This is a genomic window from Streptomyces sp. YKOK-I1, assembly GCF_054660435.1.
Map to the genome: position 1 here is coordinate 9,977,371 of NZ_BAAGDR010000001.1, position 25,689 is coordinate 10,003,059.

Here is a 25,689-nt window from a genome sequence, read left to right on the forward strand (position 1 = left end):
ATTGGCAGTGATTCTTCGCGTTCTGCCTACAACGGTCTCGTCACCGAACGATCCGTTCGGATCCGGCACCCGCGAGATGAGGGAGAAGACGATGACTGATCACGGAGCCGACCTGCTGATCCGCGCCGACGCGGTGCACACCCTGGTGCCCGGTCAGGCTGTGCAGCGGGCCCTGGCCGTGCGCGGCGACCGTATCGTCGCCGTCTCAGCCGACCCCCACGGCCTTGACCACCTGGTGAGCGAGGCAACGACGGTGCACGACCTGCCCGGCGCGACCGTGCTGCCCGCGTTCGACGACACCCACACCCACTTGATCTTCGCGGCGCTCGGTGCCCACGACGTCCCCGTCCACCGGGCCCGGAACATCCCCGAGTTCCTTGACCTGATCCGGCAGCGGGCCGCCGTCACCCCCGAGGGCGAGTGGATCCGCACCACCACCAACTGGCAGGAACTCAACCTGGCCGAGCGCCGCATGCCCACCGCGGCCGAACTCGACACGGCCACCGACCGGCACCCGGTCCTGGTCAAGCGCGGCGGCCACAACGACATCGTCAACACCTACGCGCTGCGGCTGGCGGGCATCACCGAGGACACCCCCGTACCGCCGGGTGGCACCATCGGCCGCGGCGCCGACGGCCGACTGGACGGCCGGCTGATCGACAACGCCCTGCACCTGGTGGAGCATCTGGTCCCCGCCCCGGACCGGACCGAGCGCATCGACGGCCTGCGCCTGGCCAGCCGCGACTACGCCGCCACGGGCATCGGGACCGTGCGCGACTGCGCGGTCACCCCCGAGGACTACGCGGTGCTCCTGGCCGCCCGTGAGGCGGGAGCACTCAGCACCCGGGTGCGGGCGCTGATCTCGGCGCTCGGACTGACCAGCGCCGCCCAGGTGGAGGACCTGCTCGACGTCATGGAGGAGTGGCGTGACACCTCCGACCCGTGGCTGCGGGTATGGGGGGTGAAGTTCGGCCTCGACGGCGGCCTGGAGGCCGGGGCGACCGAGGAGCCGTACGCACGCGACCACGCCTTCTCCGGGATGCTGATCTGGGAGCCGGACGCGCTGGTCGAGGCGGTCGATGCGGTGGTCCGGCGCGGGTGGCGGGTCGGCACCCACGCCTACGGCGACCGCGCGGTGCGCACTCTCCTGGATGTCTACGAGCGCGTCCTCGCCCACAACCCCGGTCTGCCCGCCGGCACGCTGGTCATGGAGCACGGCGGCCTGGCCGGACCCGAACAGCAGGCCCGCGCCGTCGCGTTGGGCATCCCCGTCACCATTCAGCAGCCGCTGCTGCACGACACCGCCGAGGTCGAGGAGGGCTTCTGGGGCCCGGAACGCGTCGCCCGCCTCTTCCCCGCCCGCGGCTGGATCGACCTGGGCGCCCAGGTGAGCGCCGGATCCGACTTCCCCGTCGGCCAGTTCGGGGCCATGCGCTCGGTGTGGGGCATGACCACCCGGCAGACTGTCATCGGCGTCAAGGGCCCCGAACACGCCATCACCTACGACGAGGCCCTCACCCTGCACACCGCGGGCGCCGCCCGGCTGACCGGCGAGGAGCATCTGCGCGGCACTCTCACCCCCGGTCGCCTCGCCGACTTCACCGTCTGGGACCAGGACCCGGCGCACTGCCCGAGCGACACCCTGCGCGACCTGAACCCCACCCACACCTTCGTCGGCGGCCTCCAGGTCACACCCGCCACCCGGTGAACACGCCCCCTCCTCACGACAGGGCCAGTCGATCCACTTTGTGGCGACTGGCCCTGTCGCCACCGTGCCGGCACCGCTGGGATGGTCCTGCTTCCGCCAAGGGGGCTGGATGCGAAACCCGCCGCAGCTACCGAGAGGTGCCGATGACCATGCCGCGTACCCGTTCGTTCGTGCAGGTCGACGTGTTCTCCACGAGCCCCTACTCCGGCAACCCGGTTGCGGTCGTTCTGGACGGGACGGACCTGACCGGGGAGGAGATGCAGCGGCTGGCGCGGTGGACGAATCTGTCCGAGACCACGTTCGTCCTGCCTCCCACCGTCCCGGAGGCGGACTACCGGCTGCGGATCTTCACCCCGGGAGGCGAGCTGCCGTTCGCCGGGCACCCCACCCTCGGCTCCGCCCGCGCCTGGCTGGACGGCGGCGGCACACCGCGCGTCGCCGACCGCATCGTGCAGGAATGCGCGGCGGGCCTGGTCACCGTGCGCCGCGGCGAGGACACGCTGTCCTTCGCAGCGCCTCCCCGTGTGCATGAGGGTGCGCTGGACGACACGTATCTGGATCGGATCGTGGCCGCGTTCGGCATCACACGGGAGCGGGTCGTGGCTCATCAGTGGGTCGACAACGGTCCCGGCTGGGCCGTGATCCAGCTGGCCACGGCCGAGGAGGTCCTCGCCCTGGAACCCGACCTCTCCCTCGTCCCGGACGCGATGGTCGGCGCGATCGGCGCCTACCCCGCGGGGGCCGAGTACGCCTTCGAGTTGCGCACGTTCGCCCCGGGCGCGGGTGTGCCGGAGGATCCCGCGTGCGGCAGCATGAACGCCGGTGTCGGGCAGTGGCTCACCTCCACCGGCGCCGCGCCCTCCCACTACCGGGTCTCCCAGGGTGCGAGGCTGGGACGGGCCGCGCGCATCGAGGTCGCCGCCGATGCGGACGGCACTGTCTGGGTCAGCGGCGCCGCCGTCATCCGTATCCGCGGTGCCATCACTCTCTGACCACCCGTCACGGGGCGGGGTCGGGAGAGAGCGTCTTCATGGTGACGTAGCTGGTCACTGTGGCCACCCCGGGCAGGGCCGCCAGCTGGTTGGCGTGGAAGTCCTCGTAAGCGGGCAGGCCGGCCACCTCGACCTGGAGGAGATAGTCGAAGTTGCCGGTGATGTGGTGGCAGGCGACCACCTCGGGCAACTGGGTGATCCCGCGCTCGAACGCGATCACGTCCGCGCGGGTGTGCCGCATCAGCCGGACTCCGGCGAAGACCCGCAGGCCGCGGCCGACCGCGGCGGGATCGACCAGCGCCCGGTAGCCGCGAATGACCCCGGCCTCCTCCAGTTGCCGCACGCGCCGCAGGCACGGCGACGGCGACAGCCCGACCCGGGCGGCCAGCTCGTTGTTGCTGATCCGGCCGTTCTGTTCGAGCACGGCCAGGATCGACCGGTCCACCTCATCCATGGCAGCAGATTATTGCGCTGATGGCTTGAGTACCACAATCCCATGTCTTCTCTCCGCGCAACATGCTGCCAAAGTTGCCTTGATCGGCCCACATCGGGGCGATGGTCGGCAACGCTTCATGGTGTCGTACCGACGTCCACGGAGGGCAGCCATGCCGGGCAGCAGCACCATCACCGTCCACGCCGACCGCGAGATCCACCCCAGCCGCGCCGTGGCACCGCCCATCTACCAGACGGCGGCGTTCTCGGCGGAGGACGGCGAGACGTTCGCGCGGGGCGCCGTCGAACCGCGGGGCAAGGACTTCTACACCCGCTTCGGCAACCCCAACCACGCCCAGGCCGCGGCCGTCGTCGCCGAACTGGAGGGCACCGAGGCCGCGATGGTCACCGCGTCCGGGATGGCCGCGCTCACCACCGCCGTGCTGGCCCTGGTGTCCGCCGGCGACCACGTCATCGGGCAGAAGTCCACCTACGGCGGCACGGGCTCGGTGCTCATGAACCTGCTGCCGCGCCTGGGAGTGTCCACCACCCAGGTGGACCAGACCGACCCGGAGGCGTTCGCCAAGGCCCTGACCCCCCAGACCCGCCTGATCCTGGTGGAGTCCCCGAGCAATCCGCTGCTGCAGATCACCGACCTGCGCGCCGTCGCGGAGCTGGCCCGCGCACACGACGTGCTGACCTTGGCGGACAACACCTTCGCCACCCCGCTGAACTCGCGTCCGGCGGACTTCGGTATCGACCTGGTCTGGCACAGCGCGACCAAGTACCTCAACGGCCACTCCGACGTCTCCGCCGGAGTGATCGCCGGACCGGCCGAACTCCTGGACCGGATCTGGGACGTCGGCCTGCTCACCGGCGCCACCCTCGGCCCGATCGATGCGTGGCTGCTGCTGCGCGGCATGCGCACCCTGCCGCTGCGGGTTCCCCGGCACAACGCCAACGGCCTCGCCCTCGCCGAGGCGCTGAGTGAGCATCCGGCCGTGGCGAAGGTGCACTATCCGGGCCTTGCGACCCACCCGCAGCACACGCTGGCGGCCCGTCAGATGAGCGGTTTCGGCGGGGCCCTCGGCATCGAGTTCACCGGCGGTTTCGAGGCGGCCGATGCCTTCCTCGGGAAGCTGCGCTACTTCCTGCGGTCGGCCAGCCTCGGCGGGGTGGAATCGCTGGCCGTGCACCCGGCGTCCATGTGGCGCGGGATGCTCAGCGAGGACCAGATAGCCGAGTCGGTCCCGCTGGGCCTGGTCCGGCTGGCCGCAGGCACGGAGGACACCGCCGACCTGGTCGCCGACGTGCTCGCCGCCGCCGACGCCGTACACACACCGTCGGCGAACGCCTGAACTACCGCGAGAGCGCCGGTCGCGCGCCGCGGCGCCCCCCTCCACCGTGCACACACGTGACCGGCGCGAGTTTCGTCCCGCCCAGCCCCCCCTGAGAGTCCAGCAGCTCAACGAAGAGGTGCACCTCCATGTCTCACCCGCACAACCCTCGCCGCGCCGGCCCCAAGCCCGCCCACGACACCGCCGCCGACGCGCCCCGCAGCGGCACCCCGCTCTCCCGCGGGCTCAAGCAGCGTCATCTGTCGATGATCGCCCTCGGCGGTGTCATCGGCGCGGGCCTGTTCGTCGGCTCCGGCGCCGGTATCGCGGCGGCCGGTCCCTCGATCGTCGTCGCCTACGCCCTCTCCGGCGTGCTCGTCATGCTCGTGATGCGCATGCTCGGCGAGATGTCGGCCGCCAACCCCGCCTCCGGATCGTTCTCGGTGCACGCCGAGCGGGCCATCGGGCCCTGGGCGGGCTTCACCGCCGGCTGGATGTTCTGGACGCTACTGTGCGTGGGCGTCGCCGCCGAGGCGATCGGCGCCGCGTCCATCATGACCGGCTGGTTCCCGCAGACCTCGTCCTGGATGTGGGTCCTGCTGTTCATGACTGCCTTCTGCGGCACGAACCTCGCGGCGGTGGGCAACTTCGGCGAGTTCGAGTTCTGGTTCGCGGCCCTGAAGGTCGCCGCGATCTCCCTCTTCCTGGCGCTCGGCGGCCTCGCCATCCTTGGCATCCTGCCGGGCACGGACGCCCCGGGCGCCGCCAACCTCACCGGGGACGGCGGCTTCCTGCCCCACGGCATCAACGGCCTGGTCATCGGCCTGCTCACCTCGGTCTTCGCCTACGGCGGCCTGGAGACGGTCACCATCGCCGCCGCCGAGTCCGAACACCCGGTACGGGGCGTCGCCACCGCCGTACGCACCGCGATGTGGCGCATCGCCGTCTTCTACGTCGGCTCGATGCTGGTCATCGTCACACTGATCCCCTGGAGCGACCCCGCCGTCACCGCCGACGGCCCCTACGTGGCGGTCCTGGACCACCTCGACATCCCCGCCGCCGGCCAACTCATGAAGGTGATCGTGCTGATCGCCCTGCTGTCGGCGATGAACGCCAACATCTACGGCTCCTCCCGCATGGCGTACTCCCTGACCTCCCGCGGACAGGGCCCGAAAGCCCTCGGCAAGGTTTCCGGAGGAGTGCCGCGCCGCGCGGTGATCGCCTCGTCCGGCTTCGGCTTCCTCGCGGTCCTGCTCAGCTACTGGTGGCCGCAGACCGTCTTCGCCTGGCTGCTCAACACGGTCGGCGCGGCCGTGCTGGTGGTATGGGGCTTCATCGCCGCCGCCCAGCTGCGCATGCGCCGACGGCTGGAGCGCGAGGCGCCCGGGAAGCTGGTCGCGAAGATGTGGGCGTTCCCGGTCCTGACCTGGGTGGCGCTGGCCGGAGTAGGGGCGATCCTGGCCCTCATGGCCCGTCAGGCGGAGACCCGCGTGCAGCTGTACTCCACCGGCGGCCTGGCGCTCGCCCTCTCCCTCATCGGCTACCTGCGGCAGAAGAACCCGACCGCCCGCGGCTGAACCGGCCCGCCTGCCACCGATCTGCGGACCCCGCGAGCAGAGCCCGCCCCGGTCACCACCACACCACCTTGAACCATCCCCATCCCTCATCCCTCCCATCCCAAGGCGTCTGCGAAGGAGTTCACCCGATGAAGACCCTGCTCACCGGCGGCACCGTGGTCACCATGGACCCGGCCCTCGGCGACCTCACCCGCGGCGACGTGCTCATCGAAGACGGTGTGATCGTCGCAGTGGCCGAACGCATCGACACGCCGGACGCCGCCGAGGTGATCGACTCGACCGACCGAATCGTCATGCCCGGCTTCGTCGACAACCACCGCCACACCTGGCAGACCGCATTCCGGGGCGTCGGCGCGGACTGGACCTTCCCCCAGTGGGCGGCGGCCATGCACGGCACGCTCAAACCCCACTACCAGCCCGAGGACGTCTACGCGGGCACCCTCCTCGGCCGCCTGGAGGCCCTGCACTCCGGCGTCACCACCATGCTCGACTGGTACCACGTCGCCCAGACCCCCGAGCACGAGGACGCCGCCGTCGCCGCGCTGCGGGACGCACCGGGACGGTCGATCTTCTGCCTCGGCGCCGGATGGGGCACCTCCGACCCCGTCGGCGCCGCCGTCCGCCGGGTCCGCTCCGACCTGCTCGGGGACGGCCCGGTCACCATGGCGCTCGGACTGCGCGGCCCCGAGGCCACCGACATGGACACCGTCGCCTGGGAACTGGAGCTGGCCGCCGAACTCGGCCTGCGCACCAGCCTGCACGTGGACCTCGTCGGCGGGGCCGTCGCCGATCTGCGCAAGCACGGCCTGCTGCGGGACACCACCACGTTCGTGCACGGCAACGGGCTCAGCGACGAAGAACTGCGGATGCTCGCCGACGCGGGCAGCTCGCTGTCGATCAGCCCGGACGTCGAACTGAAGATGGGCTTCGGCTGGCCGATGACCGGCCGGACGCTGGCCGCCGGCCTGCGCCCGACCCTCTCCGTCGACGACGTCCCCTCGGCCGGCGGCGACATATTCTCCACCATGCGCACCGCCTTCGCCGTGCAGCGCGGCCTCAACGGCGGCCTGCGCTCCCGCGACCTGCTGGCCTTCACCACCATCGACGCCGCCGCCTCCTGCGGACTCGACGCACAAACCGGCAGCCTCACACCCGGCAAGGACGCCGACATCATCCTCCTGCGCACCGACGACCTGACCGTCTTCCCGGTCACCGACCCCGCCGCCACCATCGTCAGCGCCGGCCACCCCGGCCTGGTCGACACTGTCCTCGCCGCCGGCCACGTGGTCAAACGCGACGGCGTACTGGTGGACGTGGACCTGGCGGCGCTGCGGACCCGGCTGCTCGCATCACGCAACCGGATCGCGGCCGCCGCCGGCATCCCGCTCGACGGCACATGGCGCCCAGGTCTGGCATCGACGTAACTGTCCTTCGTCCGGTACGTCGAGCACCTCCCGACGGTCGCAGCTCAGGACGGTGATTTCGGTATGGTCCGGCTCCGGGAGGGCAGGGGCACAACGGTGGCGCCGCTTCGCAGGGCGTCGTTTTCGAGGGTCAGCTGGCGGATGGCCTCCTCATACAGGGCGAGGGTACGGCGCAGGTCGGTGTTCTCCCGACGCAGACGGGACAGGTTGTCGTCTGCGCGCGTGCCGGGGGCGGGGGACGCGGTGGTGGCCTGGTGTGGTGCGGGCTGGGGGATGCCGGGCCGGAAGTGTGTGTCGATCAGGTCGGCGTAGTGCCGGTGGAAGGTGGCGTGCGGGATGCCGAGGAGCCGCTCGATCGCGGTCACGGTGGGGCGCCGTCCGCGAGTGGCGGCCTCCGCCAGGACGGTGTCGATGGCAGCTTTGACGGTGTCGGCATCGGGCAGGGCACGTTTCACTCGGCAGCCTGCGGGGTGTGGCGGGTGAGGAACGCGGCTGTGGCGTGGTGCTGTTCCTCAAGACGGTGGTGGACGTAGGGGGCGAGGCGGTCGCGGTCGGCCAGGGCGTCTTCGAGCCGGGCGAGGTGATCGGCCATCGCCTGCCGGTTGGCGGAGGTGAGGGCGGTGTTGCGGCAGGCCAGCGGCTGGCAGTCAGCCATGACGGGCTGATCGGCGGCACCTGCGGAAGTGCGGCACAGGGCACGGTCGGGGTTGTAGACGCAGGTGATGAAGGTGCCTGGGTACAGGCGGGTGTCGTGACGGGCCAGGATGCGGCGCAGGCGGGCTTCGTCGGTGACGACCTGGCCGTCGAAGACGGTCTGGCGGGCGAGCTCGGCCAGCCGGGCTTCGGCCTCCGCGCCAGCTGGTCCGGTCAGAGCCGGCCGGTCATCGTCGGCGCCCAACTCGGCGAGGAATTGGCCGCGGGCGAAGGCTTCTTCGGCCTCGACCTCGTCGCGGAAGCCGGAGTCGCTGGTGCCGGCGTAGCCCTCGAACATCTGGATGCGCTGGTGGCGGTACTGCAGGGCGCCGGCAATGGTGCCGCCGGGACGGCGCGCGATGAACCAGGCCAGGGTGCGGCGAAACTTGCGGGTCGTCAGGTGCGCCAGGCGCCCTCCGGCTTCGGGGATCGAATCCGTGCGCGCGTGGACAGCACAGTAGGTGTTGATCCACTTGGCCAGGGCGGTGATGTCCTTGATGGTGGTGGCGCTGGTCCGCACGCGTCCGGCGATGTGGTGGCGCTGGTGGTTGGCCGACTTGAGGGGGTGCGCGAACAGGTAGGGCTCGTCGGCTGGCTGGCAGCGTTCGAGGACGGCGACGGCCCGGGCGACGGGGGCGGTGACGATCCAGGTGGCGGCTGCGCCGTGGACGCCTTCGCCCTTGAAGGCCAGTCCGTGCAGGCGGTGGCGGTAGATCCGGCCGTCGGCGTCCCGTTGCGAGCTCACGCAGCCGCGGCGCAGGTGTTTGATCTCGGAGTCGCGCAGGCCGGAGAGGTAGGCGATGACGATCCAGCAGGACACCTGCAGCAGCCGCTCGTACTGGCCGACGTCGTAGTACGAGATCCTCTCCAGTCGGCGCTGCCCGTCCAGATGGGCCTGGACGGGGTGCTGGAGTGGGGAGTCGGTGTCCACGCCGAGGTCGCGGGCCGCCTCCTCGATCAGCCGACGGGGCTGGACCTTGTCGTACCGGCACCGCGGATGACCGGCGAGCCGTGCGAGATGGGTGAAGTTCGCGAGCTCCTCCCCGCCGCGCCGCCCGGTCGCCTGATGGGCGGGTGCCGCGGGCAGCGGCTGTCCATGTCGGCGGAAGTCGTCCAGGACGGTCTCAAGGGCCGCCAGCGGATCGGGGGAAACAGGCGCGCGGGCGTCGATGCTGTCGCGTTCGGCCCGGGCCGCGAGTACGTCGTCAGCGAAGTCGTCCACCCAGCGCAGCGCCCAGCTCAGCAAAGGGCCCATGACGTGCTCGGGGATACGGTCGGTGACGTTCTCGTCGTACCGGCGCGGGTCAGCCCGCGCCCATGCCTGCCACAGGGAGCGCCGCAGCGGGTCCTGCCCGAGAGGGTCGGCGAGGCGCGAGCGGTAGGCCCACAGCATCCGAACGGCACGGCGGCGGCGGTACACCACGCTGATCGACAGCCGTAGTCCCGTCAGGTCGCGATGGTAGGCGTCCAGGTCCTCGCCGGCCAGCTCGGTCAGCGTGAGCCCGCGGCCCTGCGCCCACGTCAGGAAGTGGCGTACGCACGTGTAGTAGGCGCGGATGCTGGAGATCGTGATCGGCGCTTCGCCGGGCGGGGTGTCCTCGATCAGCAGGGCGTAGAACAGCAGTTTGGCGGTATCCCGGTGCGCGGGCGGAACGAGGGCGAAGTCGAGGCGGAGCGGCTTGCGGTCCGCGCGCAGCCACGCCGGCGTCAGCGTCCACACGTCGTCGCCGTACCTGGAGGTTTCCTCCAGCCGGGTCTCGGAGCGCAGCGGGCGCGTGGCCAGAACCAGGGCGTCCGCGGACACGGCGGCCCGGGGTGCGGGCTCTTGGGCCGCGTGTGTCATGACCACTGGGTCGGCCCTTCCAGGAGGTCGAGCATCAGATGGGGCAGGGTCTCCTGGGCGGCAGCGCGCTGTGCGGGGTTGAAGCGGGGCAGGATGTCGCGGGTGAGGATCTGCCAGGTCGCCCCGTACCGGGCCGTCCACTGGGCGACGTCCCTCCGCTGGAGGTAGTCGTGCAGGGCTTCGGCCAGCGCGAGCAGGGCGGGCAGATGCCGCTCCAGCACGAGGGCGTTGGGGCAGCCGAAGCAGGCCAGGAACGACTGCTGGCAGCGCCCTCCGTCCGGTGAGTGCTCGATGTCCGTGCACGCGCAGGCCAGCGTGTCGAGGTCGCCCGAGGCCGCTTGCTCGCGCACCTGATCCGGCACGGCGGCGAGCGATCCGCCACCGAGGCGGACGACGACCGCGCGGGCGCTCTCCTCGGCGTCGGTGATCGCCTCCGTGAGCACATCGGCCGCCCACTCGGCGATGAACGGGTCATCTCGCAGGTAGTGGGTGAAGGAAGGTGTCCGCCGTGTTCGTCACCCGCGCGGACGGCAGATGCCCGCCGACCTGCTTCGCCGTCCGCACCTCCACGGTCTTCTTGATGCGCGTCACCATCATCTGCAGCGGCTTGCCGTCGCCGCCGAGCAGGCCGTGGCGCTCGGCCCACGCCCCGAGCTTCAGCTTGCGGGCCAGCTCGGCATCGAACGGACCGATGTGCCCGCCGGTGGCGGCGTTGCGGACGCTGCCGCGGCCGTTGCCCGCCCAAATCGACCACACCGAGCCGGTCCCGGAAAGCGCCCGGCTGCGGCCCATCATCCTGTGCAGCAGCAGGTAGAAGCCGCCCATCGTGCGCAGCTCCCGCTCCGTATCGACGCTCCAGTGCACCGTCGTACGGGAGTTGGCCTTGCCCCGGCGGCGCTTGGTCAGCGTGACCGCCACGGCCCGTTCCTCTAGCACCCGGTGCTCGGCGGGCAGTTCCTTGAGCGTCTCCGGGTTGCGCCCGCTCAGCCCGGCCGCGTAGATGAGCAGCGGGGCAAGGTCGGGGTCGACGACGAACAACTTCCGGGCCTGCGCATAGCAGGCCGCGGGACACTCGCCCACCGGCAGCCCCCGGTAGTCCACCTGGACTCGGCCCGCCGCCGCCATCGCCTCCAGCCGCGCCCCCTGCTCCCGCTCGTCGGCCGACAGGTCCTCGGCGTGGTCGAGGAAGCGCCGCAGGAGGTGCTCGCCCGCCGCGATCCGGTCGCGGATGGCCGCCACGTCCGAGCGGGCGGCGGCCATGATGGCCTGGAACTCGCGATCGGAGTATCCCGGCCGGACGGACTGCTGGGCATCCACGCCGTGCCCAGGCCGCCCGGCGTAGTCCGCCACGGCGCCGTTCAGCCGGTCCTGGCCGGGCAGGGCGCGCACGATCCGCAGCAGGTCTTGGAGGTTGCGGCGGGCGGACTTCTCCCCGCACGTCTGCCGCTGGGCCATCAGGTACCGATCCAGGTGACGCACCCGCAGCTCCTCCACCCGTCGCGGCGGGATCTCAAGCTGGTCCAGGAGCAGCAGGAATCGCCTGATGGTCTGCCACTGGCTGCTCGCCGCCCGCTGCGTGCGGCGCCCGCCGCCGGGCCCGATCCGTACCCCCAGCGCGTGTGCAAAGTCCCGGTGCATCCCGGCAAGCGGCAACCGATCGAACCGGAACACGCGCTCGCGGCCGTCCTCGCCGGTGAATCGCACCATCGGCGCCCCGCCGTCCTCGGGTAACTCCACCGCCGGGGGCGGTTCATAGAAGCCTTCGGGCACGGCCGCCGCACGGCCACGGCCCGCGCGCGGCCACGGCCGGCTCACGCGGCCACCGCCGACCGCTCCAGCCAGCCCTCCTCGCTGAAGCCCACCGGCTCCCACGCCCCCTCCGGCACCAGCTCCAGTCGGGTGCGCATCTCCAGCTCCTGCAAAGTGTGCAGGTAGAGCGCCGTGGTCGTCACCGATCGGTGACCGAGCCTGATCCGCACCCAGTTCAGCGGATCACCGAACACCCGCTGATACGTCAGCCGCTGCCGCTCGTTCATCTCGCCCAGCGCCTGCAGATGCCCACGCCACAACAGCTCCAGGGTGATCACCGCATACGAATGCCGCAGCATGTGCGGCGTCGCCCCGACATCCACGCCCCGGGCACGGCACCGTGCGTTGGCGTCGGCGAAGACCTGCTTCCACCCGGACATCGTCATCGGCCGACCCCACTGGTTCAGCCACACCATCGCTGGCTCCCACCCACCATCCGCCGTCGCCACCAGCAGCTGGCGCCGCTCCTCCGCGTCCAGGCGGGCCACCGGTACCCACCGGCCACCCATCCGCACCCGGGGCACGGACGGGTCCTCCACCAGCAGCGACCGGCGCGCCGGGCGGCAGAAGCCGCGTGCACGGCCGTAGTCGAGCATCTCGGCCGGGTCCCACTCCATGTAGTCGCGCACGTCCCGCAGCACCGACACCGGCCAGTACACCGCCCGCCCCGATCTTCCCTTGGAGATCGCGTGCGGCAGCACCGCCCGCGCGTTGACGATCCCGGACGCCGAAGGCGGCAGCTCCGGCAGCTCGAACACCGTCAGCGCCGAGTGCTCGCACGACCTCAGCCCCGTGCGGACCATCGAGTCCGCGTACGCCGCGTTCCGCGCCGCCCACCTCCCGCGAAAACCGCGCCTCGGCATCTCCTTCGCGTCGAAGCCGCACAACCCGACATTGCGCCACAGCCGGTACGACCTCGGCGGCAGCCATTTCACCTCCCGCCGCGACCCCGCGTGCGACGACTCGGCCGGAACCTGCCGCACCATGCCGCCGCCCACCCCTCCCCGCCAAGGCGACCAGACCGCAGCCGTGCGCTGGCGAATGGGATTGGCCCTAACGAGGTCCTGCTCGATCGCCCACAGGTAGAACTGGTTCACCGTGGACACCTCCCGGTCCCAGCTGGTGTCCTCCAGACGAGGTCCAAGCTCGTCGCGACGACGCCACCACTCGTACGCCGTCCGGTCGTCGACGCTCGCATGACGCCAGTCGCGCCGGCCTCGTGCGAACCACAGGACGTCGAAGTACGTACGCAGATCCCGGGCATGGGCGGCCTGGGTGTTCCACGGTGACGACCCGAGCCACACCGAGAAGTACCGGTTCAGCGCCACGTCGTACCCACCCGCCGGACTGATCAGGAACGGCTGCCCCTCAGGCACACCCAGATCGTCAAGCCCTTGATCGAGTCCGGCGAACACACCGCTGAACTCCCGCATGAACGGGGTCTCTTCGCGTGGCCACGCCGGGTCTCGACGAGTGAAATGCACCCGCCAACCCGTGATCGACATGACGGTGGACGATAGCGCGTGGACAGCTCAACAGCGCATAACCGAAGGCGGATGGCGACCGTGGCCTGTGTCTTCGACACCCGTCCGGCACCCAGCCGCCCGCGAGCACGAACGCCTCTCCAGTACACAATTCCTTTGAGACGATCGGACAACATCCCTAGGGTGCGGACGTGACCATCGAGCTGCCCTTTCGTCCGCTCCCCATCGACCAGCAAGACGTTCACTACGCCTACGGGCCCGATTCGGACATACAGCCGGGTGTCCCCGCCGGCTCGACCGTGGAGTTCGACTGGTGCGGGAGCACGATCTACCCCGGCACCACGAGGCGGTACTGGGTTCATGTGCCCGCGCGATACGACCCCTCCGAACCCGCGTCGCTGATGGTGTTCCAGGACGGATGGTGGTACCTGGACCCGGACGGACAGGTCCGCGGCGCCATCGTGTTGGACAACCTCATCCACCGCGGCGAGATCCCGGTCACCATCGGCGTCTTCGTCGACCCCGGCGTCCTCAAGAACACCGAACAACCGAAGAACCGCAACGCCGAGTACGACGCCTTCGACGACCGCTACGTCACCTTTCTCCTGACTGAGATCATCCCCCAGGTCACACGGCGCTACTCGATCGCCGAGGACCCCGGCCAATGGGGCATCTGCGGTGGCAGCAGCGGCGGCAACTGCGCCTTCACGGCTGCGTGGATGCGCCCGGACAAGTTCCGGCGAGTCATCTGTTACCTCTCCAGCTTCACTCAGATGCCGAACGGAAACCCGTACCCTGCCCTGATCCCCGACGCCCCCCGCAAACCGCTGCGCATCTTCATGCAAGCAGGCCACCGCGACCTCAACTGGAACGGGCCCGAAAGGAACTGGCTCGCCGGCAATCTGCGTGTGGCAGCCGCTCTCGCGGAAGCAGGCTACGACTTCCGTCTCGTCCTCGGCGACGGCGGCCACAGCCCCAACCACGGCGGAGTCCTGCTCCCCGATGCGCTCCGCTGGCTGTGGCGCTCAGCCACGACCTGACGAAACCCGCCCGAACGACTACTCCATCCGAGCTGCACCCAAACCGTTTGAGTACGTCGGCGCGGGCGGTGCGCAGGCCGGCCCGCTACTGGCCGCAAACCGACATACGACGCAGGGACCTCCCGCCCACCACGGTGACGCTTGGTGGGCGGACACGAGGACCGGCCCCGGCAGGGGAGGCGGTCCCCACGTCCATGAGCCCGCGCCCGCTGCTCCCGGCGTAGGACGACTCTCTGTCAGCCCATGGGACGGGTCCACGCCCGGCCCGCCCTTCGCGGTCAGGCGGGGTTGCGGCCGACGAAGAACTCGCGGAACGGGTCCATGCTGGGCTGCAGCCCGGCGTCGACGAGTCCCTTGCGGAGCGCGGCCATCTGCGTGTCGTGGATGCGCATGGTGGGCTGACGGAGCGGGCCGCCGTTGTACCCCTGGAGCCATCCCTGGAACTTCCATGCCTGGCGGTTGATGAAGGCGCCGCCGTGCAGTGAGGACATCAGAGCGGACTTGGTCTTGCGTGCGGGGTGGAGCTGCCAGTAGAGGTCGGTGGCCTCGTCGAACTTGCCGTCGCGCAGCAGACCGAACACGCGGGGGATCATGGGGCCGTAGTACTCGTGGTCGCTGGTGGCCGAGAACTGGATGGGCATGAGCTGCGACAGCGTGATCAGTTCGCCCTCGATGGGCATGGAGATGACGACCTCGTCACCGAAGTGCCGCTGGCATTCGATGACGCTCTGGAGGCCGGGGAAGCCGCCCTCGGCCTTGATGGCGGCGAGGTTGGGGATGTCGTCGACGAGCCTGCGGATCAGGCGGACCGGGATGTCGGAGGGGTGGATGCGGGAGCCGAAGCCCCACAGGTACATCGGGAAGATCATGACGGCCAGGTTCGTCGCGTCGCAGACGGCCTTGGTGTAGTCGTAGATCTCCTGCTCGGTCTCGGGGTAGAAGTTCGGCGGGTAGGACAGCAGCACCAGTTCGGCGCCGGCCTCCTCGGCGCCGCGTACGGCTTCGATGTTCTGTTCCAGGTTGCTGAAGCTGGCGTGGTGGACGAGGACGAGCCGCTCGCCGGCCTCGTCGTGGATGATGCGGAGGAAGTCCAGGTACTCGGGCAGGGTGATGGAGACCTCGGAGACGCCGAGGGTGCCGGTGAAGCCGTGCTCGATCGCGAGACGGGTGTCGTGCCGGATCGCCTGCTCGTTGATGGACTTCAGGTCGCCGGTGAAGGAGGGGATCGTGCAGTTGACGACCCCTACGAGGTTCTCGCGGGCCCATTCACGGGCCTCGTTGCGCTGGTAACGGGCCATGACGGTCATTCCTTACGTGGAGTTGGGTGAGGTCACCGGGCTCCGGCGCCTTCCCAGGCGAGGTATTTGGGTTCGAGGTATTCGGCGATGCCGTAGACGGAGCCCTCGCGGCCGAGGCCGGACTGCTTGACCCCGCCGAACGGTGCGACCTCGTTGGAGATCAGGCCGGTGTTGACACCGACCATGCCCGCCTCCAGGGCCGCGCCGACCCGCCAGATGCGTGCGGCGTCGCGCGTGTACAGGTAGGCGGCGAGGCCGAACTCGGTGTCGTTGGCCAGCCGGACCGCCTCCGCCTCGTCGGTGAACCGCTGCAGCGGCGTCACCGGTCCGAAGGTCTCCTCTTGTGTGACGGCCATCTGAGAGGTGACGCCCGCCAGGACCGTCGGCCGGTAGAACAGCCCGCCTCGTGCATGCCGGGCCCCGCCGCACAGGACGGTGGCGCCCTTGGCGCGGGCGTCGGCCACGTGGCGCTCCACCTTGGCCACCGCGTCCTCGTCGATCAGCGGGCCCTGCTGGACCCCCTCGTCGAAGCCGTCGCCGACGACCAGGCGGGCGACGCGCTCGGTCAGCCGGGCGGCGAAGGCGTCGTAGACACCGTCCTGGACGTAGACGCGGTTGGCGCTGATGCACGCCTGGCCGGTGTTGCGGTACTTCGTAGCGATCAGTCCCTCGACCGCGGCGTCCACATCGGCGTCGTCGAACACCAGGAACGGGGCGTTTCCGCCCAGTTCCATCGAGGTGTTCTTGACCGTGGCCGCCGACTGCTCCAGCAGCAGGCGGCCGACCTCGGTGGAGCCCGTGAAACTCACCTTGCGCACCAGCGGGTTGCCGGTCAGTTCGGGGCCGATCTCGCGGGGATCACCGACGACGACGTTGAACACGCCGTCCGGAACGCCGGCACGCTCGGCCAGTTCGGCCAGCGCGAGCGCGGTGAGCGGGGTCTGTTCGGCGGGCTTGAGGACCATGGTGCAGCCCGCCGCCAGCGCGGGACCGGCCTTGCGGGTGATCATCGCGGCCGGGAAGTTCCACGGTGTGATCGCCGCGCACACCCCGACGGGCTCCCGCAGGACGACGATCCGCCGGGACGCCTCGGGGGCGGCCATGACGTCACCGCGGACCCGCTTGGCCTCCTCGGCGAACCACTCCAGGAACGAGGCCGCGTAGGCGACCTCGCCGACCGCTTCGGCGTACGGCTTGCCCTCCTCCAGCACGATCAGCCGGGCCAGGTCCTCGGCGTGCTCCGTCACCAGATCGAACCAGCGGCGCAGGATCCGCGCGCGGTCCTTGCCCGCCCGTGCCCGCCAGCCGGGCAGCGCCCGGTGCGCCGCCGCGATCGCCGCAGCGGTCTGGGCGCCGCTCAACCTGGGCAGCTTGGCGAGCTCCTCCCCACTCGACGGGTCACGAACGGTGAAGGCGCCGCGGTCCCCGCTACCGACCCAGGTGCCGTCGACGTATGCCGCGGTCCTCAGCAGCGCCGTGTCGTGCAACTCTCCGCGCATCGTGGGTCTCCCGGAAGTCACTTGGTGACCGGTTCGATGGTGACCGGCAGCTCCGTGCCGATCTGCGACGCGGCGGCCCGGCGCACGCACATGTGGGCGACGGCGAGGTCCTGGAGCGCGGCGCCGACCGACTTGTAGAGCACGATCGCGTCCGGGGACGGCCGGGCGGGCACCCGGCCGGCCGCCACGTCGGCCAGGGGGACCAGCCGGTCGGCGAAGTCGACCCCCGCCTCCTTCGCGGCGATCATGTCCCCGGTCTCATGGGTGACCTCGTCGACCATGTCGGCGACGATCAGGTCCGCGCGGGCGATCGCGTCGGCGTCCAGTTCCCGCTGCTCGGGCAGGGTGGAACCGATCGACACGACCGTCATCCCCGGTTCGAGCCAGGCCCCGCGCAAGGTGGGCCGCTCCTCGCGCGCCCGGGCCGCGCACACCACCAGGTCCGCGCCGGCGACCGCGTCCGCAGCGTTGTCCGCGGCCGTCAGCGGCAGCCCCAGGTCGGCGAGGTGCTTCAGGAACCGCGTACGGCTGTCGGGGCTGGGGCTGAACACCGTGACCTCGGCCAAGTCGCGTACGGCCGCCAGCGCGCGGACATGGTGCTGCGCCTCGAACCCGGATCCGATCACCGCGACCCGCAACGGCCGGTCGGGGGCGACGAGATCCACCGCCAGCGCCGAGGTCGCCGCCGTACGGAAGCCGGTGATCGCGTTGCCGTCCAGCAGCGCCAGCAGGTCCCCGGTCCTGTGGTCGAACAACTGGATGAGATAGGAGCCGCGCCGGCTGGCGGAGGCGGCGATCATCTTGCCGCCCATCACCCCCTGCGCGGGCAGGATCCCGGTCAGCGTCCGCAGCCAGGCGCCCCCGCCGCGGGCCATCGTGCGCGGTGGCAGGTTCGCCTCCTCGACGGGGGCGGCGTAGCTGTCGCGCAGGGCGCCGACCGCGGAGAGCCAGTCGAAGACCGCCCTGACGTCGGTGTCGGTGAGAAATGTGGTCACCACTGCTCTCCCGTCATGCGCCGGTGGTGTGTCCGGGCCGCTCGTCGAAGATGACGATCTCCCGGCTGAGCAGGAAGAAGGAGAGCGACGGCCGGTGGAACGGACCCTGCTTCTGCGCCCGCTCGGTCAGTGCCTCGCGGTACGCGCGGAACGCGGTGAGCGCGTCCGCCTCGTCGAACCACAGGGCGGAGTAGGCCTCGTAGGAGGGCTGCTCCGAATCGCCGAACAACGCGCCCATGCCGTCCGTGGGCAGAGCCGTGTTCCACTCGTGGCCGCGCAGCAGCCTGCCCGGCCCGGAGGCGTCGGCGACGACCTCCTCGTGCGCCTGCCGCCAGCGCTCCTGGAACTCCTGCGGACCCACGCCCTCGGCCGCCTTGAGGAACAGCAGCACCTTCACCCCGTCCGACCCCGGGTCCGGTGCGTCCAGGTGCCGCTGCTCGACGAGCAGGCTGAGCGCCGAGGGGAAGTCGTTGAAGTTGACCCCGTCGGCCATCACCACTTCGCGGCTGTAGGGGTCCGCGAGGTTCCGCTTCATGGCGTCGGCGTTCTCGAACCACAGCTCGGTCACGGAGTCGCGGGGCAGGAGCAGCTGGTAGCCGGGGTCCCCGGTGGCGCCGTAGGCGCTGTCGAAGACATGGTTCTGGATGTACGTGGCCACCGTGCTGTTCTTGTTGACGGCGAGCGAGCCGTGCACGTCGCGGACGTAGGCGCTGTACTCGCTGTGGGTCATGTCGGGGCGGCGGCGGATCGCGCCCACAAGCTTGATCATGGTTCTCTCTTCTCGTTGGAGGGGGTGGCTCAGGCCGGGCGTGTCGGGGAGGCGAACGTCTCGGCGACCCAGTCGGCGATGAAGTCGGTGGCGTTGTGGGGGCCGTCGAGGTGGACGTGTTCCACGCCGCCCTCACGCGCGGTGAAGATCCTCAGCTCGCGCTTGGGGCTGCCCACGGCCTGGTCGTGGCTGCGGTGGGCGTACTCGACGGGGATCTGCCGGTCGCCCACGCCGTGGGTGACGAGGAAGGGGACGGTGATCCGCTCGACCACGCCGTCGAGGGTGACGTCCTCGACGGCCTTCATGAACTCGGAGAGATCGCTGTGGCCCCACACCCACATGACGTGGTTCCAGTAGTGCGGCACCGGGCGCTCGCCCTCGCGGTCCAGGCGCCGGCGCTGCATCTCGCCCCAGTCGTGGTTGGCGCCCCAGGCGACGCACAGTTTGAGGCGCTTCTCGAACGCGGCGGCGCGCGGCGCGTAGTAGCCGCCCAGGGACCAGCCGACGATGCCGATCCGGTCCGCGTCGACGTCCCCGCGTCTCTCGAGGTGGTCGACGCAGGCGCCGGCCCACTTCTCCGTCTCGACGACGGCCGGCAGAGCGTTGAGCCGGAGTGCTCCTCCGGTGCCGGGCTGGTCGACCATGAGGGTCGCGACACCCCGGCGGGCGAGTTCCTGCGGGAACCCGGAGGTGAGCATGGACTCCTTGAAGCTGTCCAGGCCGTTGACCTGGATCACGCACGGCGCGGGCGAGCCGTCCGCCGTGCGGGCCGGATGGTAGTAGGCGGGAAGGGTCGAGTCGCCGTACGGGATGTCGACGATCTCGATGCCCTCGCCGCCGAGCGTGATGGCCCGGTGGTGCAGTCGCACCGCCTGCCGGTAGACCGCCAGTCGGCCGGGCGAGCCCGGGGCCTGCATGCGTTCGGCGAGCAGGAGGTAGGTGCCGGCCCGCCGGTACTTGGCCGCAGCGCTGAAGTGCCTGCCGTCCTCCTCGTCCTGTTCGGCGAGGCCGATGAGGGTGTCGGCCACCTCGGTCCAGGCCTTCAGGAAGTCCTCGGTGCCCCCGTCCTCGCCGCGCCGCGCTGCCTCCAGCAGTGGGCGGCAGGCGCGGTCCACCTCGCCGATCGTGCCGCCGCCGTTCAGTACGGCGACGACGGCGAGACTCCAGGTGTAGTTGTCCGGAAAGTACTCGTACATGTCTTCGTCCCTGGGTGCCGGGATGTCGGGTGGGAACGCGGGCGCCGGGTCACACCGGTGGTGCGGCGAAGAGGACGTCGGGCTCGCTGGGGGGCGTGTTGGCCATCGCCTCGTCGCCGGAGTTGGACGTGCCCCACTGGTCCTGCACCATCGGGTCGGTGAAGTCGTAGACGTGCGGGTGCCAGGTGTCCTCGTCGAGGACCTCCAGCTCGGTGGTGTACTCCATGACGTTGGCGCTCGGGTCGACGAAGTAGCTGAAGGTGTTGTCGCCGGCCATGTGGCGGCCCGGCCCGAACATCAGCGGCACACCCGCCCTCTTGAGCCGGCCGGTGCCGCGCATGTGCTCGTCGATGCCGCGCATCTCGAAGGAGACATGGTTCAGGTTGGCGTGCGGGCCGCGGCAGACGGCGAAGCTGTGGTGGAGGTCGTTGCACCGCATGAACCACATGGCGTTCCCCACCTTCGGCAGGGCGAGGATGTCGGAGAGACTGAACTCCAGGTGCTTCTCGTAGAACGCGAGCAGGGGCTCGGGCTCGGGCGAGTTGACGACCACGTGCGACAGCCGCACCGGGATCGACTCCTTCTCCTCCACCTTGCGGTAGGCGCGGGGCGCCACGTCCGAGGAGACCTCGACGACCCTGCCGTCCGGGTCGAAGAACCGGAAACCGTAGCCGCCGCCGGGGGTGTTGAGCTTCCCCGGCTCGCTGATCAGCTTCACGTCGGCGAGCGTCAGACGGGCGGCGAGCGCGTCGACATCGCTCTCCGTGGCGGCGCCGAAGGAGATCAGGTCGATGCGCTTGTGCTGGGACTCACGCAGCCGGACGACGTACTGCTCGGGCGAGCCGGCGGCGGCCAGGAACGCGATGCCGCTGTCGTCGGCCACCTTCTCCAGACCCCACAGGTCCTGGTAGAACGCCAGCTGCTTGGCGTAGTCCGGTACGGCGAGGCCGACATGGCGAAGGTGGGTGATCAGACGGTCGGGCATGGCCGACTCCTTTGTCGTGTGTCGGGCAGGTGGATGAGGGGCGGCTCAGGCCGGCTGGGAGAGCAGGGGGACGACGCGGCCCATGATCGAGAAGGCGTCGGCGGCGCGCGCGGGGTCGGGGTCCCGGACGACGTCGCAGAGTTCGACCGAACTCTTCACGACGGTCCGCGCCCGCTCGAAGCGACGGGCCATGAAGTCGTCGAAGAGGTCCTGGTCCACCTTGTCGCGGCTGACCAGCAGTTCCGTGAGGACGAGTGCGTCCTCCAGGCCCATGGCGGCACCCTGGGCGAGGGTGGGCGGACAGGCGTGCACCGCGTCGCCGACCAGGATCGTCCGGCCCCGGTTCCACGGGGCGTCGACCAGCAGGTACTCCAGGGCCCGGTAGTCGAGCTGCGTCGCGTCGGTCACCGACGCGCGGATCTCGGGCCAGAAGCCGTCGAGCCGTTCGGTGAGCCGGCGGAATTCGGCCACCTGGTCGAGTTTTTGCAGCTCGGAACGGTCCCGGGCGTCCTCGACGATCGTGGCGTACAGGTGGGTGGGGCTGACCAGGTTGTAGCCGTAGATGTAGTGGGGCGCGCCGTGCTGGAGGTGGAAGTGCTCCAGCCCCTCCGGGCGCCGGGTGTAGGCCCGCCAGATCGCCAGCCCGGTGGGACGCGGCTGGTCCGGGATGCCGATCATGGCCCGCGTCGAGGAGTGGATGCCGTCCGCGCCCACCACCAGGTCGTACCCACCCGTCGTGCCGTCGCTGAAGGTGACCGTGACCTGGTCACCGGTCTCCTCCAGCTTCTCGACCGTGACGCCCAGCCGGACCCGTGCGCCCGATCGCCGGACGGCGCCGGTGAGGATGGTCTGCAGGGTGGGCCGGTACATTCCACAGACTCCCGGAAGGTCCGGCCCGCCGACCTTGAACCGGTCCATGTGCTCGGGTGCGGGCACGATGTTGGCGCTGATCTCGTCCCAGAGGCCGAGTTCGCGCAGGACGCGCAGGGCGTTGCCCTGCAACGTGATCCCGGAGCCGAGGGCGCTCCACTGGGGGGAGACCTCGACCAGGTCGACGTCGATGGCCGACCGGCGCAGCAGAACGGTGAGGGCGTTGCCGACGGTTCCACCGCCGACCACGAGGACGTTTCTTACGCTCGGCATGTCGCCTCCTGACGAAGAGCGGGGCTCTCGCGCCCCGATGGAGCGGCTCAGGCCAGCACACTGATGTCGTAGCCGTCGGCGTAGCCGGTGGTCTCGATCAGCGTGGCGCCGGCGGTTCCGAGGACAGGCAGGTCCCGGAGCGGGTTGACGATGTGGAAGAGGGTCGGCAGCTGCTCGAACGTGGCGCCCAGGAACTCCACGGCGCCCTCGCCCGTCCGTGCTTCCACGACCTTGATCTCGGGTGCGCCGGAGAGATCCGTGCAGGTGACATCCTCGATGTCGGCCTCGCCCCGGCGGGCGGGGGACGGCACGTACCGCACATGCAGACCGGGACGCGGCGCGGGCGGTGGCCCGTCCGAGGCGGGTGGGTCGAGGGGGCCGGCCGAGATCCGGGCGAAGACGAAGCCGTCCCAGGCCGCCGTCACGGAGAGCGTGTTGCCCGTCGGGCCCGTTTCCAGGTCGCTGACGTCGGCGTAGATCTTGTTGAATCCGAGTTCCTCGCGCCCCGAGACGACCGGGTCGGCGAGGCTTTCCCAGGTGACCAGTTCCAGGTCTCCGGCCAGCGTCCGAGTGCCGTGGTGGACAGCGGGCACGCTGACCGACAGGACGTTGTAGCCGCGGCCCGCCAGCCAGGGCAGATCCCTCAACTCGGCCGCGGTGACCGTGAAATGGTCGCCGTCGAGCGTGAACTGCTGGGGCAGCAGGGCGGCGAGGCGTTCCGGGTCGGACGGCACCCGCAGCGACAGCATGATCGTGCGCCCTCGGCCGGGATCGTTCCAGCGCCCGCCGTCGGGCCGTTGCCGCGGTCCGGGCTGGGGGCCGAACGCGGTGGGCATACGGAACAGCGCCTTGGCGGGTCGCTCAACTGTGGTCATGGCGGGCCTACTTGACGGCGAGGGGGTTGACGGGGGCACCGGCGGCGCCGGTGAACGGGATGGGGCCGGCGGCGAGCAGGAACTCGTACACCCCGTCCTCGGCGCAGTCGGCGGCCAGCGTGTCGAGGTCCCAGATCTCCCCGATGGGCATGCCGATGTGGGGGATGACGACCTGGTGGAGGGGCTGGAAGGACCGGTCGAACTCGTTGGGTCTGACCTCGAATCCCCAGGTGTCGGTGGCGATCGCGGCGATCTCGGTGTCGTGCAGCCAGCCCGCTGTGGTGAACGACAGCCCCGGCGCGGGTCCGCCGGCGTAGGTCCCCCAGCCCTCGCGGCGGCACCGCGCCAACTGGCCGGTGCGGACCAGGACGATGTCCCCGCGGCCGACCCCGGAGGTGGCCCCTTGCCGGGCGATCGTCGCCGCCAGGTGCTCGGACGTGATCGCGAAGCTGTCCGGCAGTTCACCGTCCTTCCCGAGGGCCCGGCCCACGTCCAGCAGGACACCGCGGCCGACCAGCGGCGCAGCCAGGGTCTCGATGCCGGTGACCGAGTCCCCCTGGAGGCTCGCCACCTCGGCCGCGTCGCGGCCGTTCCAGGCCCGGCCGCGGTCGAAGACGTGCCCGAGTGAGTCCCACTGGGTGGCGCACTGGAGGGGCATCACCACCATGTCGTCGACACCGCCGAAACCGTGCGGTGGGAAGGGAACGTCGTCGCCGGCGTCCTCGACGCGCAGGTCGCGCACCGTGTACAGCGGGTTGATCCGGCCCCCGGCACCGGTCTGCGGCCCGTCCGGGCCGAACTCGATCGACAGGGAGAAGGAGGTGCCGCGGCGGACCAGCGACGCGGCGCGGACGCGGGCGTCGGGGTCGATGAAGTTCACCGTGCCCCGGACATCGTCCTCCCCCCACCGGCCCCAGTTGGAGAAGCGATCGGCCGCGGCGGTGATCGCCTCGCGCGGCTTGGCGGGGTCGAAGAGGGTAGGCGGACGCGGCATGGGTGACCTCCTCATGCGGGGCCAGCAGCCGGACGCGGCGGCTCACAACTGGCTGCGGCTTCAGGAAATTTCCGGGAAATCACCAGAGGATTTCCTGCGGACTTCCTTCACTGTGGCAGTCAGGGATTCGATAGGGCCAACGGATGTTTCGTATGCCCTCATCGGTGTGACCGATAGCCCTCGTGGGTCATTCGGCCAGCGTCTGCGCGACGCTCCGCACGAGCTGCCTGAACCACATGTGGCCGGTGTCCCGGGCGTGCGTGGGGTGCCACCAGAAGGCCTCGGTCAGGGGGTCCGCCGAGAAGGGGAGGCGGGCGACGCCCAGCCCCTCGTACCGGGCGAAGAGGGCCGCGAGGCGGCCGGGCAGTACGGCGATCCGGTCGGTGTGTGCCACCAGCAGCGGCAGGCCGAGGAAGTCTTCGACGACCACCTCGACGCGGGGTTCCACTCCGAGCGACCCGAGATGCCGCATGGCCGGGTTCCGGGCCTGCGGCTGGTCGCCCGCGACGACCCATGGACGTTCCGCCAGGTCCGCCAGGGTCAGGGGCTGGTCTTCCTCGTCCCGGTCCGTGGCCCGGATGCACACCCATTCGTCGTGATAGAGGTCCATCACGGGATAGCCGGTGAAGAATCCGCGCGGTGCCAGCAGGCCGTCCGCGGCGCGCAGTGCCGGCTCCGTCTCCCCGATCGACACGAGCTCGCGTACCTTCACGCGTACGCCCGGGGCCACCTCGCGCAGCTGGTTCGTCAGCGGTCTGACGAAGACGCCGAGTCCGTTGCTGGTGGCGATGACGGTGAAGGTGCGGTCGCTCGTCGCCGGGTCGAAGTCACTGCGCACCCGGAAGATCCGCTCGACGCTGTCCACGCTCTCGGCGACCCTCTCGCGCAGGATCAGGCCCAGCGGGGTCAGCTCGTACAGGTTGCCCTGGCGCAGGAGCAGTTCGTCGGCGAAGTGGCGGCGCAGCTTCGCCAGGGCGTCGCTCATGGCGGGCTGGCTGAGACCGATCTTCTGCCCGGCCCGCGTCACATGCCGCTCGTCGAGCAGGGCCTGCAAGGCGATGAGCAGGTTCAGGTCGAGGCTGTGCAACCGCATCCGGTCCTCCTTCCGCGGAACCCCGGGCGGTCAGCCGACCGCCGGCCGGGCTTCGTCCCATCGCGGGCGCGGGACGCGAACGCCTCGACGAGCTTCGTGACCTCGGCTCCGCCCATGGCCTCGGCGATCACGCGGGCCTCCTCGCGGCCCGTCCGCACCCGGGTGAACTGCTCGAGCACATGAGCCGCCGGGTCCGTCCCAGGGCGGGCGCGGGTGCGGCCGCGAGCCGATCTGCGAGCGCTACGGCACTGGCGTCGACGGACGTGCCGTCGACGACCTCGGGGACGAGGCCCCACTGCCTGGCTTCCTCGGCGAGCCCCCGGCGGGTCAGGGCGAGTTCGAGGGCGCGCTGCTGCCGTATCGCCGGGGTCAGGAGGTAGGACACCGCACAGTCGGGCGTCAACCTGACGTCCGCGTACGCCGACACGAACTTCGTCGGGGCACCGGGCACGACCACGTCGCAGCTCAGCAAGGGCGCCCGCCCGCACCCGCGGCGGCTCCCC

General features: G+C 70.7%; 23 protein-coding genes. 6 read left to right on the forward strand and 17 right to left on the reverse strand.

All coding sequences use genetic code 11. From position 1 onward, the window contains the following. Positions 1-91 precede the first annotated feature (91 nt). Together ACYQ8Q_RS44300 and ACYQ8Q_RS44305 are read left to right on the forward strand one after the other, a co-directional pair. A complete protein-coding gene (locus tag ACYQ8Q_RS44300) occupies positions 92-1,708 on the forward strand; it encodes an amidohydrolase (protein WP_460073044.1) in 1,617 nt (538 codons plus the stop codon). A 149-nt stretch (positions 1,709-1,857) separates the two neighbouring features. Further along, positions 1,858-2,700: a PhzF family phenazine biosynthesis protein gene (locus ACYQ8Q_RS44305; RefSeq protein ID WP_460073046.1), complete on the forward strand. Its 843-nt coding sequence runs from the start codon at positions 1,858-1,860 to the stop codon at positions 2,698-2,700. A gap of 7 nt (positions 2,701-2,707) precedes the next feature. On the opposite strand, the gene ACYQ8Q_RS44310 is transcribed toward ACYQ8Q_RS44305, so the two are convergent. Further along, positions 2,708-3,154 carry an Lrp/AsnC family transcriptional regulator gene (locus tag ACYQ8Q_RS44310; protein ID WP_460073048.1) on the reverse strand — a complete coding sequence of 149 codons (447 nt, stop codon included), beginning with the start codon at positions 3,152-3,154 and terminating at the stop codon, positions 2,708-2,710. Positions 3,155-3,305: 151 nt separating this feature from the next. On the opposite strand from ACYQ8Q_RS44310, the gene ACYQ8Q_RS44315 reads away from it, so the two are divergent. From ACYQ8Q_RS44315 to ACYQ8Q_RS44325, 3 genes are all read left to right on the forward strand, one after another. Next, entirely contained in the window at positions 3,306-4,490 is a 1,185-nt protein-coding gene (locus tag ACYQ8Q_RS44315; RefSeq protein WP_460073050.1) for a trans-sulfuration enzyme family protein, read from the forward strand. Positions 4,491-4,618: 128 nt separating this feature from the next. Then, entirely contained in the window at positions 4,619-6,046 is a 1,428-nt protein-coding gene (locus ACYQ8Q_RS44320) for an amino acid permease (protein ID WP_460073052.1), read from the forward strand. Positions 6,047-6,174: 128 nt separating this feature from the next. Next, positions 6,175-7,470, forward strand: a complete 1,296-nt coding sequence (locus tag ACYQ8Q_RS44325; protein ID WP_460073054.1) for an amidohydrolase family protein — start codon at positions 6,175-6,177, stop codon at positions 7,468-7,470. A 44-nt stretch (positions 7,471-7,514) separates the two neighbouring features. Here the strand turns inward: ACYQ8Q_RS44325 and ACYQ8Q_RS44330 are convergent, their stop codons facing one another. The 5 genes from ACYQ8Q_RS44330 to ACYQ8Q_RS44350 form a co-directional block, all read right to left on the reverse strand. Continuing rightward, complete coding sequence (locus tag ACYQ8Q_RS44330; protein WP_460073056.1) at positions 7,515-7,925, reverse strand: hypothetical protein; 411 nt, start codon at positions 7,923-7,925, stop codon at positions 7,515-7,517. Then, positions 7,922-10,006 (reverse strand): hypothetical protein, encoded by a 2,085-nt coding sequence (locus ACYQ8Q_RS44335; RefSeq protein ID WP_460073058.1) that lies wholly within the window; start codon positions 10,004-10,006, stop codon positions 7,922-7,924. The genes ACYQ8Q_RS44330 and ACYQ8Q_RS44335 overlap by 4 nt, the downstream gene beginning before the upstream one ends. Continuing rightward, positions 10,003-10,449: a hypothetical protein gene (locus ACYQ8Q_RS44340; RefSeq protein ID WP_460073060.1), complete on the reverse strand. Its 447-nt coding sequence runs from the start codon at positions 10,447-10,449 to the stop codon at positions 10,003-10,005. The genes ACYQ8Q_RS44335 and ACYQ8Q_RS44340 overlap by 4 nt, the downstream gene beginning before the upstream one ends. 28 nt (positions 10,450-10,477) lie before the next feature. Continuing rightward, on the reverse strand, positions 10,478-11,713 hold the full coding sequence (locus tag ACYQ8Q_RS44345; RefSeq protein WP_460073061.1) for a hypothetical protein: 1,236 nt from the start codon (positions 11,711-11,713) through the stop codon (positions 10,478-10,480). 104 nt (positions 11,714-11,817) lie between these two features. Further along, on the reverse strand, positions 11,818-13,191 hold the full coding sequence (locus tag ACYQ8Q_RS44350; protein ID WP_460073063.1) for a tyrosine-type recombinase/integrase: 1,374 nt from the start codon (positions 13,189-13,191) through the stop codon (positions 11,818-11,820). A gap of 299 nt (positions 13,192-13,490) precedes the next feature. On the opposite strand from ACYQ8Q_RS44350, the gene ACYQ8Q_RS44355 reads away from it, so the two are divergent. Further along, complete coding sequence (locus ACYQ8Q_RS44355) at positions 13,491-14,339, forward strand: alpha/beta hydrolase (RefSeq protein ID WP_460073065.1); 849 nt, start codon at positions 13,491-13,493, stop codon at positions 14,337-14,339. Between the two features lie 278 nt (positions 14,340-14,617). Here ACYQ8Q_RS44355 and ACYQ8Q_RS44360 read toward each other — a convergent pair whose 3' ends face one another. The 11 genes from ACYQ8Q_RS44360 to ACYQ8Q_RS44410 all read right to left on the reverse strand — a co-directional run bounded on the left by ACYQ8Q_RS44360 (position 14,618) and on the right by ACYQ8Q_RS44410 (position 25,658). Beyond that, positions 14,618-15,637, reverse strand: coding sequence for a dihydrodipicolinate synthase family protein (locus ACYQ8Q_RS44360; protein ID WP_460073067.1), 1,020 nt, complete (start codon positions 15,635-15,637; stop codon positions 14,618-14,620). A gap of 32 nt (positions 15,638-15,669) precedes the next feature. After that, on the reverse strand, positions 15,670-17,136 hold the full coding sequence (locus ACYQ8Q_RS44365; RefSeq protein WP_460073069.1) for an NAD-dependent succinate-semialdehyde dehydrogenase: 1,467 nt from the start codon (positions 17,134-17,136) through the stop codon (positions 15,670-15,672). A gap of 17 nt (positions 17,137-17,153) precedes the next feature. Beyond that, positions 17,154-18,131 (reverse strand): ornithine cyclodeaminase family protein, encoded by a 978-nt coding sequence (locus ACYQ8Q_RS44370; RefSeq protein ID WP_460073071.1) that lies wholly within the window; start codon positions 18,129-18,131, stop codon positions 17,154-17,156. A gap of 13 nt (positions 18,132-18,144) precedes the next feature. Then, positions 18,145-18,900, reverse strand: a complete 756-nt coding sequence (locus ACYQ8Q_RS44375) for an EthD domain-containing protein (RefSeq protein ID WP_460073072.1) — start codon at positions 18,898-18,900, stop codon at positions 18,145-18,147. A 29-nt stretch (positions 18,901-18,929) separates the two neighbouring features. Next, positions 18,930-20,096, reverse strand: a complete 1,167-nt coding sequence (locus ACYQ8Q_RS44380; protein ID WP_460073073.1) for an alpha/beta hydrolase family protein — start codon at positions 20,094-20,096, stop codon at positions 18,930-18,932. 49 nt (positions 20,097-20,145) lie between these two features. Beyond that, positions 20,146-21,081 carry a VOC family protein gene (locus ACYQ8Q_RS44385; protein ID WP_460073075.1) on the reverse strand — a complete coding sequence of 312 codons (936 nt, stop codon included), beginning with the start codon at positions 21,079-21,081 and terminating at the stop codon, positions 20,146-20,148. A 45-nt stretch (positions 21,082-21,126) separates the two neighbouring features. Next, positions 21,127-22,224, reverse strand: coding sequence for an FAD-dependent monooxygenase (locus tag ACYQ8Q_RS44390; RefSeq protein WP_460073077.1), 1,098 nt, complete (start codon positions 22,222-22,224; stop codon positions 21,127-21,129). A gap of 47 nt (positions 22,225-22,271) precedes the next feature. After that, complete coding sequence (locus ACYQ8Q_RS44395; RefSeq protein WP_460073078.1) at positions 22,272-23,099, reverse strand: acetoacetate decarboxylase family protein; 828 nt, start codon at positions 23,097-23,099, stop codon at positions 22,272-22,274. Between the two features lie 7 nt (positions 23,100-23,106). Continuing rightward, complete coding sequence (locus tag ACYQ8Q_RS44400; protein WP_460073080.1) at positions 23,107-24,093, reverse strand: cyclase family protein; 987 nt, start codon at positions 24,091-24,093, stop codon at positions 23,107-23,109. 187 nt (positions 24,094-24,280) lie between these two features. Then, positions 24,281-25,186 (reverse strand): LysR family transcriptional regulator, encoded by a 906-nt coding sequence (locus tag ACYQ8Q_RS44405; RefSeq protein WP_460073082.1) that lies wholly within the window; start codon positions 25,184-25,186, stop codon positions 24,281-24,283. Between the two features lie 127 nt (positions 25,187-25,313). Further along, positions 25,314-25,658: an enoyl-CoA hydratase/isomerase family protein gene (locus ACYQ8Q_RS44410; protein ID WP_460073084.1), complete on the reverse strand. Its 345-nt coding sequence runs from the start codon at positions 25,656-25,658 to the stop codon at positions 25,314-25,316. Between the last annotated feature and the right edge of the window lie 31 nt (positions 25,659-25,689).